The following is an 18,238-nucleotide window of genomic DNA, read 5'->3' as shown; positions in this document are numbered from 1 at the left end:
GCCGCAAACGTCTTTGAGGGGAGACGTTTCGGTTCGAATGGTTTTGGAGGAGCGAGCCATGTCGACGACCGTAAAGAGCATGCTGGATTCGAAGGGCCGTAACGTCGTGACCGTCAGCCCGGACGAGACGTTGCGCCAGATCGCGGGCATCTTGAACGACCGAAACATCGGTGCCGTGATCATTGCCGGGATGGAGGGGCGTATTGCCGGCATTTTCACCGAGAGAGACCTCGTCCACTGCATCGCCACTAAAGGCGTCGATGCGCTGGAGCAGCCGGTCAAGGCCGTCATGACAACTTCCGTGCAGCGCTGTCGGGAGGATCAGACGGCAGACGAGGTGATGGGTATGATGACGGCGGGACGGTTCCGCCATGTCCCGGTAGAAGCCGACGGCAAGCTCTCCGGCATCATTTCGATCGGCGACGTCGTGAAATCGCGACTGCGTGAAGTGGAGATCGAAGCCGAACAGATGAAGGCCTATATCGCCGGGTAAGGCGGCTGGGAGAGCGGCATCTTCGCCCGCATCTCAGCGGGCGAAAACTTCCTGCATGCGCTGAAGCGCCACGATCTGCGACATGGTGGCCTCATAGCCCCGGTCGATCGCCTCGCCGGCGCGGTGGAATTCGGACAGACCGATATCGTTGAGGCGTGGATGCAGCGCCAGATCAGGCGGATCGCCGGCCAGTCTGGCGCGCGATATGCGCTCCTGGATGATGTTGAACGCCTGCACCATGGTGCCGGTGACACCGACGCGGGGGTCGTCCTGATGGCGCGAACGCTCGTGATCGTCCGGCGCATCGGCTGCAGTGTGTTTGACAACCGCGGACCGGCCGAAGACATCGTAGTTGAGGTTCACGGCCACGACCAGCGGCTGCTCGTAGGCGCGACAGACGGAGGTCGGGACCGGATTGACCAGCGCGCCATCGACCAGCGTGCGGCCGCTGCATTTCACAGGTTCGAAAATCCCCGGCAGCGCGTAGGACGCCCGAAGGGCTCGGATCAGAGAGCCGGCCGAAATCCACACTTCGTGCCCGGTATGAAGTTCCGTCGCGACTGCGACGAAGGGGCGGTCGAGATCTTCGATGGAGATGCCCTGCAGGTGTTCCTGCATTCGCTTCGTCAACCGCATGCCACCGATCAGGCCGCCGCCACCGATGGTGAGGTCGAGAAGCGCCGCGATCCGCCGCATGGTCAGAGATCGGGCAAAGCTTTCGAGTTCGTCGAGCTTGCCTGCGAGATAACAGCCTCCGACCAGCGCGCCGATTGATGTGCCGGCAATCATCCCGACTTCGATGCCGGCTTCGTCAAGCGCGCGCAACACGCCGATATGCGCCCATCCGCGGGCCGCGCCGCCACCAAGTGCTAAAGACAGCTTTGCCTTGCGTGGCTGCTCAATGACAATGGGAGGAGGGGACGTCTGGAGCCGATTTGTGACAGCGTCTGCTGGCGCGGCTTGCCGCTCGTTGCGACTCCAACTCCAATTCATCATCGCCATCACCTCTCAGCTGAACACAGCCACGTACGCCAATTAACGCATCGTTTGGTTGCCAATTCGTTATTCAGGTGGGGATGGTATGAAAGCGGTGCAGACGCCTACCGCTTTCCCGTCTCATCATGACCAGAATACACATGCTCTGGATCAAAGTGACGCTGTTGATCCTGTATTTCAAGGACAGCGCCACCGTCACTTTTCTTTACCGCACGATAGAAACAGGAGCGTCGCCCGGTGTGGCAAGCGGCGTCATGGCCGGACATCGAGACCTTGAGCCAGACGGCGTCCTGATCGCAATCGGTCCTGATCTCATGCACAGTTTGCAGATTGCCGGAGGTCTCGCCCTTCTTCCAGAGTTTCGCTCTCGACCGGCTGTAGTAGTGAGCGACGCCGGTCTCGACCGTCAGCGCGAGCGCCTCTGCGTTCATATGCGCCACCATGAGCAATTCGCCATCGCGAATGTCGGTCACGACAGCGGTCACAAGACCGTCGGAATCGAAACGCGGCGTAAAGGCGCCGTCACCCTCGAGCTCGGCCTTATCCGACGACGGCGCTTGAAAAGTGATTGTCATTTCGGCGCTCAGCGGTTGCGGGCCATGGTAAAGAAACGCGCCTGCTCGGCCGCGTCGGTCTTGAACGCACCGGTAAACCGGGTCGTCAGCGTCTGAGATCCCTGCTTCTCCACACCGCGCATTTCCATGCACATGTGTTCCGCCTCGATCAGGACGGCCACACCGCGCGGCTTCAATGTCGTGTCGATCGCGCTGGCGATCTGTGCCGTCAAATTTTCCTGTGTCTGGAGGCGACGACCGTAGATCTCGATCACACGCGCGATCTTGGACAGCCCCAGAACCCGGCCCTGCGGAAGATAGGCAACGGTCGCCTTGCCTTTGATGGGCAGCATGTGGTGCTCGCAATGGGAGAAGAATGGTATATCGCGAACGAGAACCATATCGTCATAACCCGAGACCTCCTCGAAGGTCCGGCCGAGAACCTCTTCGGCCGACAGATCATAGCCCGAAAAGAGCTCGCGATAGGCTTTTGCAACGCGCTTCGGCGTATCGAGCAAACCTTCGCGCTCCGGATCGTCACCGGACCACTGGAGCAAGACGCGCACGGCGTCCTCAGCTTCCTGCTGGGTCGGACGAGGCTGTTTCTGGCTGGAGGCCGGAAAATTCTTCAAAATAGCATCCATCTTGTGTCCCTCGATGCGGGCCAGGGCCACATCCGATCTCACTATGGTAAAAAAGCTGATCGCCATGGATCACGCCGGAATACCAGTTCCCTGACTTTTCGTCTGCGCGTTCCGAATTTTCAAGGCATACCATCGCCGTTTTCGCGTGTTTCTCGAAAACGTGTTTCCTTGATAATTCCCGTCGCGGACAACATATAGGGGCCTAATCCAGATTGTGGTAGGTCATCCCGGTAGACGGTGCGTTCGATCGGTCGAGCGGATGTCGAGGACGATGACGTGAGCGAGCGACATGGACGAGATCTATAACCAGAAAATTCTTGAATTTGCGGGGAACATTGGCCGCGCGGGTGCAATGGACGATGCGGATGCGACGTCCGAAAAGCACTCCAAGCTCTGTGGTTCAAAAGTTCGTGTTTACCTGAAAGTCAGTGACGGCGTGGTGAGCGACTTCTCTCACGAGGTGAGGGCCTGCGCCCTCGGTCAGGCGTCGTCGTCGATCATGGCACGGCATATCGTCGGCGCGCCTGTCGACGAACTGCGCCAGGCGAGGGTCGACATGCTGTCGATGCTGAAAGAGGGCGGCGAAGGCCCGGTCGGCCGTTTCGAAGACATGCGCTACCTGAAGCCTGTGAAGGATTACAAGGCCCGGCATCCGTCTACCATGCTGACATTCGATGCCGTCGTTGACGCGCTCGATCAGATCGACGTCCGCGACCGGGCCGACAAAGCGACCGCCTGATGTGCGGCTCGCCGGATTGTGACCACGACACGAAACGCGGCGGGCCCTATCGATCGCGCAACTGGCAGGGCCCGTTCAAAAAGACGCCCGGACGCCTCGCCGGTATGGGACTGATCCGGTTCTATCAGCTCACTCTTTCCGGCTTTGTCGGAAACGGCTGCCGCCATATTCCGACCTGTTCCGAGTATGGCTACGAGGCGATCGCCCGACACGGGCTCTGGCCCGGTCTCTGGATGACACTGTACCGAGTCGCGCGCTGCGGTCCGGGTGGCTCCGGCGGACTGGACCCGGTTCCGGACCTGCAGAGGCAGCGCCAGGTCTGGTGGATGCCCTGGCGCTACTGGCGTCATGGATAAGCGTGACACCCAGCCCAACTATCTCAAATGACGTCAGTCCTTGCAGCTCGCCAGAGCTCGGAAGCTAGAGGCTTTCCGACCATCCGTTCGCGGGTTCCAAACCTTTACTAACGGCCCGAAACACACTATCACCGCGCCCGTTGCCGGCCGGTCGATCTGGCCATTTTACCACCACCCGCATTCGTTGGCGGGACTGGACAGGAGATAGAACATGTCCCAGGTTTCCCTTACATTTCCCGATGGCTCCGTCCGCACGTATGATGCCGGCACGACCGGCCGTGAAGTTGCCGAATCCATTTCCAAGTCGCTTGCCAAAAAGTCTGTCGCGATCGCGATCGACGGGACCGTGCGCGATCTCTCCGACCCCGTCGTCGACGGTCAGATCGAGATCGTTACCCGTACGGACCCCAAGGCACTCGAACTGATCCGCCACGATGCCGCCCACGTGATGGCAGAAGCGGTGCAGGAGCTGTGGCCCGGCACGCAGGTGACCATCGGTCCCGTCATCGAGAACGGCTTCTATTACGATTTTGCCAAGGCCGAGCCCTTCACCCCGGACGACCTGCCGAAGATCGAAAAGCGGATGAAGGAAATCATCCAGCGCAACAAGCCCTTCACCAAGGAAGTCTGGCCGCGCAACAAGGCGCGAGAAGTATTTGCAGCCAAGGGCGAGGCCTACAAGGTCGAGCTGGTCGATGCCATTCCCGAGGACCAGGATCTGAAGATCTATTATCAGGGCGACTGGTTCGACCTGTGCCGCGGGCCGCATATGGCGTCCACGGGCCAGATCGGCACGGCTTTCAAGCTGATGAAGGTGGCTGGCGCCTATTGGCGCGGCGACAGCAACAATGTCATGCTGACGCGCATCTACGGCACAGCCTTTGCGGAGCAGGAGCAGCTCGATAACTACCTGCATATCCTGGCCGAAGCCGAAAAGCGTGACCATCGCAAGCTCGGGCGTGAAATGGACCTGTTCCATTTCCAGGAAGAGGGCCCCGGCGTCGTCTTCTGGCACGGCAAGGGCTGGCGCATGTTCCAGACCCTGACGTCCTACATGCGCCGCCGCCTGGCCGGCACCTACGAAGAGGTCAACGCACCGCAGGTTCTCGATGCGTCGCTCTGGGAAACGTCAGGTCACTGGGGCTGGTACCAGGAAAACATGTTCGCGGTGAAATCCGCTTACGCGTTCACGCATCCGAAGGACGAGGGAGCGGACAATCGCGTCTTCGCATTGAAGCCAATGAACTGCCCCGGCCACGTCCAGATCTTCAAGCACGGTCTGAAGTCCTATCGTGAACTGCCTATCAGGCTTGCCGAATTCGGTCTCGTTCACCGCTACGAAGCGTCTGGCGCGCTTCATGGTCTGATGCGCGTGCGCGGCTTTACGCAGGACGACGCACACGTGTTCTGCACGGACGAGCAGATGGCAGCCGAGTGCCTGCGCATCAACGACCTCATCCTCTCCGTCTACGAGGATTTCGGCTTCGAGGAAGTGGTCGTGAAGCTCTCGACGCGTCCTGAAAAGCGCGTCGGCACCGATGATCTCTGGGATCGCGCCGAAAGCGTCATGACGGACGTTCTGAAAACCATTGAAGAACAGTCCGGCGGTCGTATCAAGACCGGCATTCTTCCGGGCGAGGGCGCTTTCTATGGCCCGAAGTTCGAATATACGCTGAAGGATGCCATCGGTCGCGAATGGCAGTGCGGAACGACCCAGGTCGACTTTAACCTGCCGGAGCGCTTCGGAGCCTTCTACATCGATGCCAACTCGGAAAAGCAGCAGCCGGTGATGATCCACCGTGCCATCTGCGGCTCGATGGAACGGTTCCTTGGCATTCTGATCGAGAACTTCGCAGGCCACATGCCGCTGTGGTTTGCACCGACCCAGGTCGTTGTCGCGACCATCACCTCGGATGCAGACGACTACGGTCGGGAAGTTGCCGAACAGTTGCGCGATGCCGGTCTGCAGGTCGAGACCGACTTCCGCAACGAGAAGATCAACTACAAGGTCCGCGAGCATTCGGTGACCAAGGTTCCGGTCATTATCGTCTGCGGAAAGAAGGAAGCCGAGGAGAACTCGGTCAACATCCGTCGTCTCGGCTCGCAGGCGCAAACGTCGATGACGCTAGAAGAGGCGATTCGGTCGCTTGCGGAAGAAGCGACGCCGCCGGACCTTCGCCGCCGCGCAGCACTGAGAAAGCGCCCGGCCTGATCAAGACCAGCGCCCGCGGGCCATGTCCGCGGGTGCTGTCAAAAAACTGCAATCGTTTTGTAATATTGCCTTCCCATCGGATGCGCCTTTCCGTTGGGAGACTGATTTGCGGTTCAGAGAACTGTCCTACGCCAATGACAGGGATCCGCGCTTCAAGCGCTGGTTCATCCGGTCTATCGAAGGGCTCTCGGGACGCGATCGTTTCGCCCGGCTGTATGATATCTGGCGCACCGACATCGTCGGCAAGAGCGACCGCGTCTTCGGCAAGATGCTCGATATCATCGACGTGGGTCTCGAGATCGAAGGCGCATGGCCTCCCGAAGAACAGCTGCAGTCTCCACTGGTCATCGTTGCAAACCATCCGTTCGGCATCGGAGACGGAATTGCCGTGCTGGCACTTGCCGAACAGCTCGGCCGACCTTTCCGCGTGCTGATCCACAACGATCTCCTGAAGGTTCCTGAGATGGAACCCTATTCGCTGCCCGTATCCTTCGAGGAGACGAAGGAGGCGCTGGTGCTGAACATGCACACGCGGAACGAAGCGATACGGCTGCTGAAAGACGGCACGACCATCATTATCTTTCCAGCCGGCGGTGTCGCAACCGCGAAGAAGGGCTTCGGCATTGCCGACGACCTGCCGTGGAAGATCTTCGCCGCAAAACTCATTCAGGCTACCAGGGAAAAAGTGGTTCCGGTCTATTTCGAGGGGCAGAATGGTCGGCTCTTTCATCTGGCCAGCCGGATCTCGATGACATTCAGGCTGTCGCTTCTCATCCGCGAGTTTAAACGCCTGTCTGGAACGTCGATCACGGCACGGGTGGGCAGGGTGATGAGCTGGGACGATATGGCTGGGACCACAGACCGCAAGGAGTTGCTCGGTCTGCTCCACAGTGCCGTCTTCTCCATGCGACCCGTCAGACGTGAGCGGTTTCTCAAGAAGGCCAGTTGACCCAGGAAGCCGATGTCAGTCGGGCACGACGGCAGCGGTCGTCGCATCTGACGGGTTGGCATTGCGCATCAGAACCTCGACATCCACGTTGTTACCAGCCGTCACCTTGAATTCGCGCTGATAGATCTTGTCCTTGTTGCGGGCAACGGCGAGATAGTCGCCCTCGGCCAGCACCATGGAGGGCAGGGCGCTGACGCTTTCGTTGACCACGTCGCCCGCAGCCGTCAGCACCGACCAGGCCGTGTCGGCGATGGCTTCGCCACCCGGCTGAGACACGAGCTTCAGCGACACCTCCGCGGCCTTGTGCTGCAAAACAGCCTGCGTCAGCTTGCCCGCTTCCACCTGGATGTCAGCACGCACGACGGCGTTGATGTCACCGTACTCAGAAACCACGTGATAGGTCCCTGTCGCAAGCCGCACGATCGTGTTGGGCTTCACCTCCGACATCACCAGGGCCCGATCGCCGTTTTCGCGGACTTCGGCCGCATAGACGGAGAAGCTCAGCTGTGCCGGTGGGATAGTCTGGTCCGCTCCGGCAACCGCGTTCAGGATGAACCCGCCGGCATCAAGGACGAGGGTCTGTTTCTGGAAGTCGCCTTCAGAAGGTACAGTTACTTTTTTCGTGACGCCGGCGCGGCCGAACGCGACATTCACGAAATAATCACCCGGCGCCAGCTGGAAAGCGGCGGATCCGCCGTCGGAGCTTGCAACAAGCGGAAGCTTGCCGTCCACACCGGCAATCGGGCTGAACACGCGCCAGGCAAGACCTTCCTGCATCACGTCGCTGTCAGCCGTCAGCCTGGCATCAAACCGCACATCCTTCGCGATCGAGCCGGCGCTTTCGCCCGGTGTGGCCGAGAAGGCGTTCAGCTTGGGCATCTTCCCCGTGCTGTCGAGCTGGCGGAAGCTTCCGAACGCATCGCTTTGCGCGAAACCCAGGTCGGCAGCGGTCAACAGCAGCAGGCCTGCAGCAGCGATACGGGTAACGAACGATAGGCCTGGCATCAGGATATGACCCGTTGACTCTTGTTTTGCGAGAAGCCACTTGAAGACGAACGTCCGGGCATTTTCAAGGCCTACCTCTATATCACGTATCGATCGGAAGCTTTCGACATGGAAAACAACCTGAAGCTCAGCGATTACCTGCAAGAGCGCCACTCGACGCCCGTTGCCCAGATCACAGGCCCGGGCCCATCGCAAGAAGAGCTCGAATCGATCTTGAGCATGTCGGTCCGCGTTCCCGATCATGGCAAAATCGCGCCGTGGCGCCTTGTCGTCTATCGGGGTGACGTTTGCACAAAGCTCGGCGAAACGTTCCTTGAACTCGCGCTCGCCGGTAACCCGGAGATGAATGAACCGGCCAAACAGGCTGAACTGACGCGTTTCACACGTGCACCGCTTGTCGTTGCCGTTGTCAGCACCGCGCAGCCCCACGTCAAAATCCCTGAATGGGAGCAGGTCCTGTCGGCTGGCGCTGTCTGCCTCAACATGCTGATGGCTGCAAATGCACATGGCTATGTTGCCAACTGGCGCACCGAGTGGGTGTGCTACGACGAGCGAGCCCTCGACGCTCTTGGCATAAGCCCGGGCGAAAAGGTCGCGGGTTTCATTCATATCGGCTCGAGCGATTTCGCGACGCCGGACCGGCCGCGGCCGGCTCTTGCCGACATTGTCACCTACGCAGGTTGAACGCATGTTTTATCGCACCGACACGAACGCCCACGGCATGCGCCATGATCCCTTCAAGGCGATCGTAGCGCCGCGGCCGATCGGCTGGATCGGTACCAAAGGCCGCGACGGTTCGCTGAACCTGTCGCCCTATTCTTTCTTCAACATCGTGTCCGATAACCCCAAGATCGTGATGTTCTCCTCGTCGGGACGCAAGCACAGTCTGAAGAATGCGTCGGACACGGGTTTTTTCACGGCAAGCATGGCCAGCCGCCATGTTTCCGAACAGGTCAACGCTTCCTCGGCTCCGGTAGATTACGGGGTGAATGAGTTCGACCTGGCTGGCCTCACCGCCAGAATGGGAGAGGTCGTCGACGCGCCCTACGTTGCGGAGGCCTATACCGCGCTGGAGTGCCGTCTTACCGAAGTGATCCAGCCGAAGGATCTCAAGGGCGAGCTCACCGACGCCTACATGGTGTTTGGCGAGGTGGTCGGAATCCATATCTCCGAAGACATCATCCGGGATGGCCGAATCGACATGCAGCTTGCCCGACCGGTCGGCCGCATGGGCTACCGTGACTATTCCGATGCCGGCGAGGGCGTGTTCGAACTGATCCGTCCGACGTGAGATTTCATACTCTCGGCCTGGTTCAGGCTACGCGTGAGGTGCGCCGCGCCGGGTGTGGAACATGGTGAACCAATCTTAAACTTTTTGTCTCTACCGTGGCACCAGGCTGTTCCAGACGGAGCAGCAGCGTTGTGTTTCCGGGGCAGGTCGTGATCGTACAGGCATTTCTTCGTTGGGCTGAGACGGCAAGGGCTGGGGACCGTTCCCGCGCAGCGGATGCCCTTGGTCGGGCATATCTCCACGCGGCGATGGGGGCGGAAGAGCGCAAGGCTGCCGGATTGGCGATCACTTACCTTCTCGATGACCCTTCGCCGCGCGTACGTCTCGCATTGGCAGAATCGATCGCCGATTCGCCTCAGGCTCCTCGTGCAATCATCCTCGCGCTTGCGGAAGATCAGGTCGAGATCGCCTGTACGGTGATTGCCCGCTCGCCCGTGATCAGCGACTCGGATCTTGTCGACCTGATCGGCCGAGGCGATGGAATGACCCGGCGTCTGATCGCCTCGCGGCCCAATCTTTCCCGCGGCGCCTGTGCAGCACTTGCAGAAATCGGCGACGAGCCGGAAATTCTGATTCTGCTCGAAAGTGGCACTGCGTTGATCACAGGCATATCCCTGCGCCGGATCGCCGAGCGGCATGGACAGCGCCACGACATTCGCAACCTTCTGCTCGAGCGCGAAGACCTTCCTTCAGAAGCGCGCCACATGCTCGTTAGCCACATCGCGGACACGCTTCTCAACTGCGGTCTGGTCCGCTCGACGCTTGCTCGCGGCCGTATCGAATATGTGGGCCGCGAGGCCGACGAAGCGGCAACCGTTGCAATTGCAGGAACGACGTCCCAGCAGGAAGTGCCGGCACTCGTCGAGCATCTCCGGGCATCGGGACGCCTCACACCGTCTTTCCTGATCCACGCCCTTTGCCTTGGCAAAGCGGACCTCGTTGCAGAGGCGGTATCGACCCTTTCCGGGCTCGGAGAGCGTCGCGTGAGGCCTATCCTGGCGACAGGCCGCCTTCATGCCGTTCGCGCCCTTTTTGAAGCCTGTGGTCTGACAAGAGAGATTGCCGCCGTCTTCGTCGAGGCTGTCCTGCTCTGGCGCGACGCGTCGGCGGGTCGTTCCACCGCTGATGTCTGCGGTCGTTTGATCGAGAGGTTTTCAGGGGCTGCAGGGCAGCATCCGGCAGTCTCGGATATGATCCAGATGATCGAGAGACGGCATCGTCTGGAGATGCGGTTCGCCGCACGGGCCTATGCGAGCGAGTTAGCGCTTGCTGCCTGAGCTTAGCGGTCGAAACGCTTGGCAACCCACGAATAACCGCCTTCGACAAGCCTTACGGGCGTCGTCACGAGCGTCTTGACGCCTTCGGTCGTTGGCAAAACGTTGCGAACCCGCTGGATCGCACGGCTGGCCAGACCTTCCTTCTGCTTCTCGCTTACGTCGCTGTCTGGCTCCGGAGCCGCCGCTATCGGCTCGGACGCTTGATCCCGCACGGGAGGGGTTTGCGACTGTGTTGCTGTCTCGATCGCATCATCCGGATTCTGGCAGACGGCGATGATTACCGGATAAGGCTGATTGGCATAGGACGGTAGCCTGTCTTCGGAAACAGCGTCGCACATGGCGACCGTTGGCCATCTCTGGTCGACCGTCGAGATGTAGCGGCAGTCCGTGGCCGAATCGTTGCAGCCCAAAATAGTCATGACGATGAGCGCGGAATTCATGCGGTTTTCCCCAATGGCGGTTGTTGGGGGTTAGATTGCTCAATGATGGCGCCAGCGAGGCGTCGGCAGCGGGGCTGAACGCTTAAGGCGTTTGCGCCTTACGCTTATAGGCCCGCTCCGCCGCTTCGCTCGGCGACACCGCAAGGTCGGCCGATTGCACTTCGGTCGTCTCTGCCATACGGACCTCGCGAATCCATTCCCGCCATATCGACACAATCAGCGCCATCAGAACCGGACCGATAAACAGTCCGAGAAAGCCCATGGTTTTCACACCACCGACAAGGCCGAAGAATGTGGGAAGGAATGGCAATTTGATGGGGCCGCCAACCAGGCGCGGACGAACCGTCTTGTCGACGATAAACAATTCCACCGCACCCCACGTGAACAGCCCGATCCCTGCGACGAACGAGCCGTTGGCAACGAGATAGGCAGATACCAGCGTAAACGAAAGCGGCGCGCCGCCTGGAATAAGCGCCATTACGCCAGTGATGACCCCAAGTGTCACAGGCGAGGGGACGCCAGCAATCCAGTAGGCCACGCCAAGCACGATGCCTTCGCCGATCGCAATCAACGTCATCCCGGTCACCGTCGAACTGATTGTCGCCGGTACGACACGCGAAATCCGCTCCCACCGCGACGGCAGGATGCGCTCACCAACGAGATCAATCTGGCGTGAAAACGATGCGCCGTCACGATAAACAAAAAACAGCGCGATCATCATAAACAGCATGGTCAGAACAAGATGGAAGACGCCATCTCCGGCAGCTATCACAGCGCGGTAGATATTGCCGATATTGGCTCCGCTAACGATCTGTACAAGCTCGCCGATGGCGCCAGGTGACCCAACATGCTTTGTCCACTGCAACCCGAGCCAATCACCGGCCCAGGGAAGGCCGATGATCCAGGCTGGAGGCGGTGCCCCGAACCTGTTCACTTCAACCGCCCAGCTGAACCACTGGCGCAGTTCACCCGTGGTGTAGCTGATCGCGACGCCGATCGGCACAATCAGAAAGGCGAGGATGAACAGAATGGCAAGCGTCGCGGCGATTGTCGTGTTTCCGCCAACGCGGACCAAGAGCTTGCGATATAGTGGCCAGCTGGCAAATCCGATGACCAAGGCGGCCAGAACCGGCACAAGGAAGCCGTAGAAGAAATAAATCGACGCAGCAACAATCAGGACCAGAAGCCATCGAGCTGCCGATATCGCCGGTATCAGAGCAATGCGATTGGGAGAGACCGGTCCCAGCCAACGCGGTTCTATAGGGATGTTCCGATCATCTTGCGCGCTCACGATATACTGCCACTCCCGATTGCTGTCGCCGATATGGTGTCTCAGCCATTACGCTGCAAGCCTACCGTGGACCTCTTAACCGAGCCCTTCATCGTCTGCCTATCCTTCAGATACGATACAAATGTGAAAACACCGAACCATAACTTCATCTAGGGCATTGCGATGGCTAAACCGTCTTTGTCAGCGCCCCTTGTTTCGGTAGAGCAGAACAATAGATAACCGTAACGTACGCGTGTTTGATAAGAGACGAGATCCAAGGACTTTAATGATGCTCAATGCGGAGGCGGTCGACCTTACAAATTGCGACCGCGAGCCAATTCACATCCCAGGGAGCATTCAACCGCATGGTTGCCTTCTTGCCTGCGACTTAACTGGCGCTGAGATTCTTCACCACTCTGCGAATGTCGGAGAAATGCTCGGTGTTGAAGGTGACATCAACGGCCGGAGACTTGAGGACGTCGTCGGTGGCGAAGCGGCCCATTCGCTTCGCAACGCGCTCGCGACCTCCGATGATCCAGCACGCCCGGCGCTACGCCATGCCTTGCGACTCCCGTCAGGCAAAGCTTTCGACATCTCGTTGCATCGTTTCGATTCCAAGGTGATCATCGAGTTCGAGCCGGCTTCCAACGATGCCGACCAGCCGCTCGAAGTTGCGCGCATGTTGATCAGCCGCATTCGCAACATGAAGAGCATCGACAGGCTTATCGAGAACGCTGCAAGGCTGATGTTCGCCATGCTCGGATATGACCGCGTGATGGTCTATCGTTTCGAGGAGGAAGGGTCCGGCAAGGTCGTCAGCGAATACAAACGCCGCGACCTCGAGAGCTTCAAGGGCCAGTATTTTCCTGCAGCGGATATCCCCAAACAGGCACGCATTCTTTACATCAAGAACACCATCCGCGTCATTTCCAACGCTGATAACGAGCGGGTGGCCATCGTCCCTGAGTTGGGCGAAGACGGCTTGCCGCTCGATATGTCCTTCGCGCATCTGAGGAGTGTTTCGCCGATCCACTGCGAGTATCTTCGCAACATGGGCGTCTCTGCCTCAATGTCGGTGTCCATCATCGTCGATGGCGAGTTGTGGGGGCTGATGGCCTGCCACCATTATTCGCCGAAGACCTTGTCGATGCCCCAGCGCGTTGCGGCAGAAACGTTCGGCGAGTTCTTCTCCCTGCATTTGAGCGCGCTGAAACAGAAGCAACTTGTCGAAACGGCAAATCTTGCCAGACGTTCGCTTGACCGATTCCTTCAGATCGCTTCCAACCACAACGATATTAGCGGGCTGTTGAGAAGTTCGCTGGATGATTTCGGCGGCATGCTACCCTGCGATGGGGTCGGGCTTTGGCTTGACGGGATCTGGACGGGGCAGGGCCTCGTGCCACAGGAGCATCTCGTTGCCGAACTGGCGGAACTGGTCGGCGGCGTCGCGGGCGGACGGATTTGGTCGACGGCCGAATTGTCTCGGTCGCTACCGTTGTCGATGATCTCGCCGGACGACGTGAGCGGCGTTCTTGCCATTTCGTTGTCCCAGCGCCCTCGCGACTATCTGTTTTTCTTCCGCAAGGAAGTCGTGCAGACCCTTGATTGGGCAGGCAATCCCGACAAGCAGTATACCAGCGGACCGCATGGGGAGCGACTGACGCCGAGGTCGAGCTTCGCCATCTGGAAAGAACAGGTGCGCCTCAAGGCTCAACCTTGGACCGATACGGATCTCGAGATTGCCGACGCCATCAGGGCAGTTCTTGTCGAAACCGTACTGCATCATAACGAACTGCTTGCGGACGAGCGCGGTAAGGCGGACGTGCGCCAGCGCATGCTCAACGAGGAGCTCAACCACCGCGTCAAGAACATCCTGTCTGTGATCAAGGCGCTCGTGGGGCATCCTGTGGATGACTCAAGACCGCTGTCCGATTACGTCGGCTCGCTGAAGGGACGCATTCAGGCATTGGCCTATGCGCACGATCAGGTCGTCCGCAGCGGCGATGGCGGACATCTGGCCGACCTTCTTGAGGCCGAACTGCAGCCCTATAAGGGAAGCAGCCGCATCGTGACGATGAGCGGACCGCGATTCTGGCTTGATAGCCGTGCGTTTTCCGTCATGGCCCTCGTCCTGCACGAAATGTCTACCAATGCTGCGAAATACGGTTCGCTTTCGGTATCTGACGGTCGGCTCGACATCGAGTGGGGCCGAAGCGCCGATGGCGATTGCGAGCTGACCTGGAAAGAAACCGGTGGTCCGGTCACCAAGGCGCCCAGTCGCAGTGGGTTCGGCAGTGTCCTTATCAGCCGCAGCATGCCCTTCGAGCTGGATGGACGGGCATCGGTCGACTATCCGCCCGAGGGCGTCAACGCGGTCTTTGTCATCCCCTCCAAGCACGTTCACGCAGATGATGACGCGGCATCCGAGGACGATCTCCACCTAGATGGGCTCGGCGGACGGACGGCGAGCGAGCGATCACTCGGCAATCTGGAGTTCCTTCTTGTGGAAGATCAGATGCTGATCGCAGCCGATGTCGAGGCGATGCTGGCGGACAATGGTATCGACAAGGTAACGACATCGCCTTCGGTCTCGGACGCGCTTCGCCGCCTCAAGGATTTCACCCCGGACGTCGCGATCCTCGACGTCAATCTGGGATCCGGTACGTCGCTTCCAATCGCGGAAGAACTTCTGCGTCGTCACGTGCCCTTCGTGTTTGCGACGGGATACAGCGATCGCTCGATCATTCCGGCGACGTTTTCAGCGCCGGTTGTGCGCAAGCCTTATGAAGCGACGGCGTTGATCGCCGCCGTCAGCAAGGTTCTGGAACGATAGCTTCAAAATGCGACCGGAAGTCTTCCGGTCGTAGCAATCAGATATCGAGGTTATCGGCGAAGGCGGCGCGTTCCTGGATGAACCGGAAGCGCGCCTCGGGCCGTGTACCCATCAGATTGTCGACCGCCTCGCGCGTGCCTTCGAAATCCACCTCGTCGATCCCGACGCGCAGCAGCGTGCGCTTGGCCGGGTCCATGGTCGTTTCCTTCAACTGCGCAGCCATCATCTCGCCAAGGCCTTTGAAGCGACCGATTTCGACTTTCTTGCCCTTGAACACCGTTTCCATCAATTCGGCCCGATGCGCGTCGTTGCGGGCATAGACGGTCTTGCCACCCTGCCGGATGACGTAAAGCGGCGGCACGGCCAGATAAAGATGGCTGCCGCGGATGAGTTCGGGCATTTCCTGATAGAAGAACGTGATCAGCAGCGATGCGATATGGGCGCCGTCGACATCGGCGTCGGTCATGATGATGACCCGCTCGTAGCGAAGATCCTCCTCGCGGTATTTCGTCCGCGTGCCGCAGCCAAGCGCCTGCACCAGATCTGCGATCTGCTGGTTGGCCGAGAGTTTCTCGCGGCTTGCCGAGCCGACGTTGAGGATTTTACCTCGGAGCGGAAGAATGGCCTGGTTCAACCGGTTACGGCCCTGCTTCGCCGAGCCGCCAGCCGAGTCACCCTCGACGATGAACAGTTCGGCGCCCTCGGCCGTGTTCTGTGAGCAATCGGCAAGCTTGCCGGGAAGGCGCAGCTTGCGCACGGCCGTCTTGCGATTGACCTCTTTTTCCTTGCGGCGACGAAGCCGCTCTTCGGAGCGCTCAATCACCCAGTCGAGCAGTTTCGCGGCCTCGTTGGGATTTCCGGTCAGGTAATGATCGAAGGGGTCGCGCAGAACGTTCTCGACGAGCCGCTGAGCCTCCACGGTCGCAAGCTTGTCCTTGGTCTGGCCGACAAATTCCGGCTCGCGGATAAAGACAGACAGCATGCCCACGGCCGAGATCATCACGTCATCCGTCGTAATTTCGCGGGCACGTTTGTTCTGGGTCAGTTCGGCGTAATTCTTCAGGCCTTTGGTCAGCGCGATGCGCAACCCGGCTTCATGAGTGCCACCTTCGGTCGTCGGGATGGTGTTGCAGTAGGAGTGAACCTGCGGGTCGCCACCATACCACGTGATCGCCCATTCCATGGCGCCGTGACCACCGGTCTTTTCGGTGCGGCCCGCAAAGATTTCGCGAGTGACGGTGAAATCCTTGCCGAGCGTGGCCGAAAGATAGTCTTTCAGACCGCCGGGAAAATGGAAGACTGCCTTGTCCGGCACATCGCCACCGGCCTGAACCAGTGACGGGTCGCAGCTCCAGCGGATTTCGACGCCGCCGAACAGATAAGCCTTCGAGCGCGCCATGCGGAAAATGCGACCGGCATCGAACTTCGCGTGATCGCCGAAGATCTGCGGATCCGGATGGAAGCGGACGCGGGTGCCGCGACGATTGTGTACGTCACCGAGTTCTTCGAGCCCACCTTGCGGAACTCCGCGGGAAAAACGTTGGCGATAGAGCTTCTTGTTGCGCGCAACCTCGACTTCCAGCATGTCGGAAAGCGCGTTGACCACAGAGACGCCGACGCCATGGAGGCCGCCCGAGGTCTCGTAAGCCTTTCCGTCAAACTTACCGCCGGCGTGAAGCTTGGTCATGATGACTTCGAGCGTCGACTTGCCGGGCACTTGCGGATGGTTTTCCACAGGAATGCCACGACCGTTATCGGTAACCGTCAGGCAACCTTCGGTATCCAGATACACCTCGATGAAATTGGCATGGCCGGCCACGGCTTCGTCCATCGAGTTGTCGATGACTTCGGCAAACAGATGGTGGAGAGCCTTTTCGTCCGTGCCGCCGATATACATGCCGGGGCGCATGCGCACCGGTTCCAGCCCCTCCAGCACGCGGATCGACGATGCGCCGTAGTCGTCGCCGTCGGCGGCGATTGTAGCCGGACGTCGCGGCGAAGGCGCTGCCTTGACGGCGGGTACAGGTTCCGCTGGCGCTGATCCGGGGAGAGCGGGCGTATCGGCAAAAAGGTCGTTATTGTCATCCATTGGCGGTGTCGGTACTACCTGTCGGGGTGCGGAGGAGATAGCCATACCCATCTCGTGCTGTTTCGAATCACATGCGATTTTGCCAGAAAACCGGCTTTCTCGCGATGCCGTACGCACACGGCGGCTCTGCCAGCAATGCTGCCTCGGCTTTAGCATGGCAAGTTGGAAGACAGAAGGTTCCGAATGAAAGCCCGCATGTCCACAGTTCATTTCTTTTTCGGCACGCTTCTTGCTGGCATGGTCGCGCTCACCGCTTCAGCAAGCCTCGCGCAGGAAGGCCCCATCAAGCCGTTCAAGGACGAGCTTTTCTCCAGGTTCGAGGTGCTGGAGACCAAGGATGGCGGCGCTTACGAGGTGGTCGACTACCAGGAACTGCGCGACATCAACGGACGTGACAGCGAGCCTGAGCGGCGGGTCAAGAATGCCTATGTGGCGCTTGGACCGCGCCGTGTCCAGGAAAATGAAACCCTGGCCTTCTCCGGACGGACCCTTGATGTCACCAGGGTGGGACCTTCTCAAGGTGGCGCCTTCACGGTGATCTTCATTCACGGCAGGGGCGGCGACAGGCGGCTCGGCGTCAACGACTACACGTTCGGCGGCAATTTCAACCGGCTGAAGAACCTCGTCACCGCGTCAGGCGGGACCTACTATTCGCCGAGCGTAAAATCCTTCGACGACAAAGGTGCTGCCGATATCGCTGCCCTTATTCGCTATGCGTCGGAGAAATCGGCAGGACGTCCAGTCATCCTCGCCTGCGCCTCCATGGGTGGATTCATCTGTCAGGCCGTGAGCCATGATGCCACGACGATCCGGTCCTTGAAGGGCATGGTGCTGCTGGGCGGTCCACCCGATCCGGGTCTGCCGTCAACGCCGTTGGCCAAGGCAAAACTGCCGGTCTATATCGCTCACGGCAGCGCCGACAGCGTCTACGCAGCAAGGGGACAGACCGAGGTCTACCGGAAATTGCAGAGTTCCGGATACCCGGTCCGTATGTCCGTTTTCAATACAGGCGGGCACGGAACACCCATTCGGATGATCGACTGGCGCAAAGCCCTCAATTTCGTGCTTATTGCCCACAAATAACCCGTTT

Annotated in this window: 17 protein-coding genes; 10 read left to right on the top strand and 7 right to left on the bottom strand. The window is 59.6% G+C overall.

From position 1 onward, the window contains the following. Positions 1-58: 58 nt before the first annotated feature. Positions 59-493, top strand: coding sequence for a CBS domain-containing protein (locus tag AC0JZ8_RS14170; RefSeq protein WP_062456971.1), 435 nt, complete (start codon positions 59-61; stop codon positions 491-493). Positions 494-526: 33 nt separating this feature from the next. Here AC0JZ8_RS14170 and AC0JZ8_RS14165 read toward each other — a convergent pair whose 3' ends face one another. From AC0JZ8_RS14165 to folE, 3 genes are all read right to left on the bottom strand, one after another. Then, positions 527-1,489, bottom strand: coding sequence for a patatin-like phospholipase family protein (locus tag AC0JZ8_RS14165; protein WP_062458055.1), 963 nt, complete (start codon positions 1,487-1,489; stop codon positions 527-529). A gap of 104 nt (positions 1,490-1,593) precedes the next feature. Then, positions 1,594-2,064, bottom strand: a complete 471-nt coding sequence (gene hisI / locus AC0JZ8_RS14160) for a phosphoribosyl-AMP cyclohydrolase (protein ID WP_471892769.1) — start codon at positions 2,062-2,064, stop codon at positions 1,594-1,596. A gap of 8 nt (positions 2,065-2,072) precedes the next feature. After that, entirely contained in the window at positions 2,073-2,687 is a 615-nt protein-coding gene (folE, locus tag AC0JZ8_RS14155; RefSeq protein WP_062458053.1) for a GTP cyclohydrolase I FolE, read from the bottom strand. Positions 2,688-2,976: 289 nt separating this feature from the next. On the opposite strand from folE, the gene AC0JZ8_RS14150 reads away from it, so the two are divergent. The 4 genes from AC0JZ8_RS14150 (at position 2,977) to AC0JZ8_RS14135 (ending at position 6,943) form a co-directional block, all read left to right on the top strand. Beyond that, a complete protein-coding gene (locus AC0JZ8_RS14150) occupies positions 2,977-3,426 on the top strand; it encodes an iron-sulfur cluster assembly scaffold protein (protein WP_062456964.1) in 450 nt (149 codons plus the stop codon). Continuing rightward, positions 3,426-3,782, top strand: a complete 357-nt coding sequence (yidD, locus tag AC0JZ8_RS14145) for a membrane protein insertion efficiency factor YidD (RefSeq protein ID WP_092662328.1) — start codon at positions 3,426-3,428, stop codon at positions 3,780-3,782. Before AC0JZ8_RS14150 ends, yidD begins: the two co-directional genes overlap by 1 nt. Before the next feature lie 211 nt (positions 3,783-3,993). Continuing rightward, the gene (thrS, locus tag AC0JZ8_RS14140; protein ID WP_192076892.1) at positions 3,994-5,994 is read left to right on the top strand and encodes a threonine--tRNA ligase; all 2,001 of its coding nucleotides are present in this window, start codon (positions 3,994-3,996) and stop codon (positions 5,992-5,994) included. A gap of 106 nt (positions 5,995-6,100) precedes the next feature. Next, entirely contained in the window at positions 6,101-6,943 is an 843-nt protein-coding gene (locus tag AC0JZ8_RS14135; RefSeq protein WP_471892768.1) for a lysophospholipid acyltransferase family protein, read from the top strand. A gap of 15 nt (positions 6,944-6,958) precedes the next feature. Here AC0JZ8_RS14135 and AC0JZ8_RS14130 read toward each other — a convergent pair whose 3' ends face one another. Then, entirely contained in the window at positions 6,959-7,948 is a 990-nt protein-coding gene (locus tag AC0JZ8_RS14130) for a hypothetical protein (RefSeq protein ID WP_174196665.1), read from the bottom strand. 108 nt (positions 7,949-8,056) lie between these two features. Between AC0JZ8_RS14130 and AC0JZ8_RS14125 the strand changes: the two genes are divergently transcribed. The 3 genes from AC0JZ8_RS14125 (at position 8,057) to AC0JZ8_RS14115 (ending at position 10,516) form a co-directional block, all read left to right on the top strand. Beyond that, the gene (locus tag AC0JZ8_RS14125; protein ID WP_062581422.1) at positions 8,057-8,632 is read left to right on the top strand and encodes a nitroreductase family protein; all 576 of its coding nucleotides are present in this window, start codon (positions 8,057-8,059) and stop codon (positions 8,630-8,632) included. Between the two features lie 4 nt (positions 8,633-8,636). Further along, positions 8,637-9,239 carry a flavin reductase family protein gene (locus tag AC0JZ8_RS14120; protein ID WP_062456946.1) on the top strand — a complete coding sequence of 201 codons (603 nt, stop codon included), beginning with the start codon at positions 8,637-8,639 and terminating at the stop codon, positions 9,237-9,239. A gap of 149 nt (positions 9,240-9,388) precedes the next feature. Beyond that, positions 9,389-10,516 (top strand): DUF2336 domain-containing protein, encoded by a 1,128-nt coding sequence (locus tag AC0JZ8_RS14115; protein ID WP_062458049.1) that lies wholly within the window; start codon positions 9,389-9,391, stop codon positions 10,514-10,516. A 2-nt stretch (positions 10,517-10,518) separates the two neighbouring features. On the opposite strand, the gene AC0JZ8_RS14110 is transcribed toward AC0JZ8_RS14115, so the two are convergent. Further along, positions 10,519-10,956 (bottom strand): hypothetical protein, encoded by a 438-nt coding sequence (locus AC0JZ8_RS14110; protein WP_062580693.1) that lies wholly within the window; start codon positions 10,954-10,956, stop codon positions 10,519-10,521. Between the two features lie 82 nt (positions 10,957-11,038). Then, positions 11,039-12,247 carry an AI-2E family transporter gene (locus AC0JZ8_RS14105; RefSeq protein WP_062580694.1) on the bottom strand — a complete coding sequence of 403 codons (1,209 nt, stop codon included), beginning with the start codon at positions 12,245-12,247 and terminating at the stop codon, positions 11,039-11,041. Positions 12,248-12,512: 265 nt separating this feature from the next. Here AC0JZ8_RS14105 and AC0JZ8_RS14100 point away from each other — a divergent pair, with 265 nt between their 5' ends. Next, positions 12,513-15,059, top strand: a complete 2,547-nt coding sequence (locus tag AC0JZ8_RS14100; RefSeq protein WP_471892767.1) for an HWE histidine kinase domain-containing protein — start codon at positions 12,513-12,515, stop codon at positions 15,057-15,059. Between the two features lie 37 nt (positions 15,060-15,096). Here the strand turns inward: AC0JZ8_RS14100 and parE are convergent, their stop codons facing one another. Then, the gene (gene parE / locus AC0JZ8_RS14095; RefSeq protein WP_471893377.1) at positions 15,097-17,148 is read right to left on the bottom strand and encodes a DNA topoisomerase IV subunit B; all 2,052 of its coding nucleotides are present in this window, start codon (positions 17,146-17,148) and stop codon (positions 15,097-15,099) included. Positions 17,149-17,343: 195 nt separating this feature from the next. Here parE and AC0JZ8_RS14090 point away from each other — a divergent pair, with 195 nt between their 5' ends. Continuing rightward, positions 17,344-18,231, top strand: coding sequence for an alpha/beta hydrolase (locus AC0JZ8_RS14090; RefSeq protein ID WP_471892766.1), 888 nt, complete (start codon positions 17,344-17,346; stop codon positions 18,229-18,231). Positions 18,232-18,238: the final 7 nt, after the last annotated feature.

This window comes from Velazquezella soli (assembly GCF_977018685.1).
Note: the sequence above shows the minus strand (reverse complement) of the source record. Positions and strands in the feature narration are given on the sequence as shown.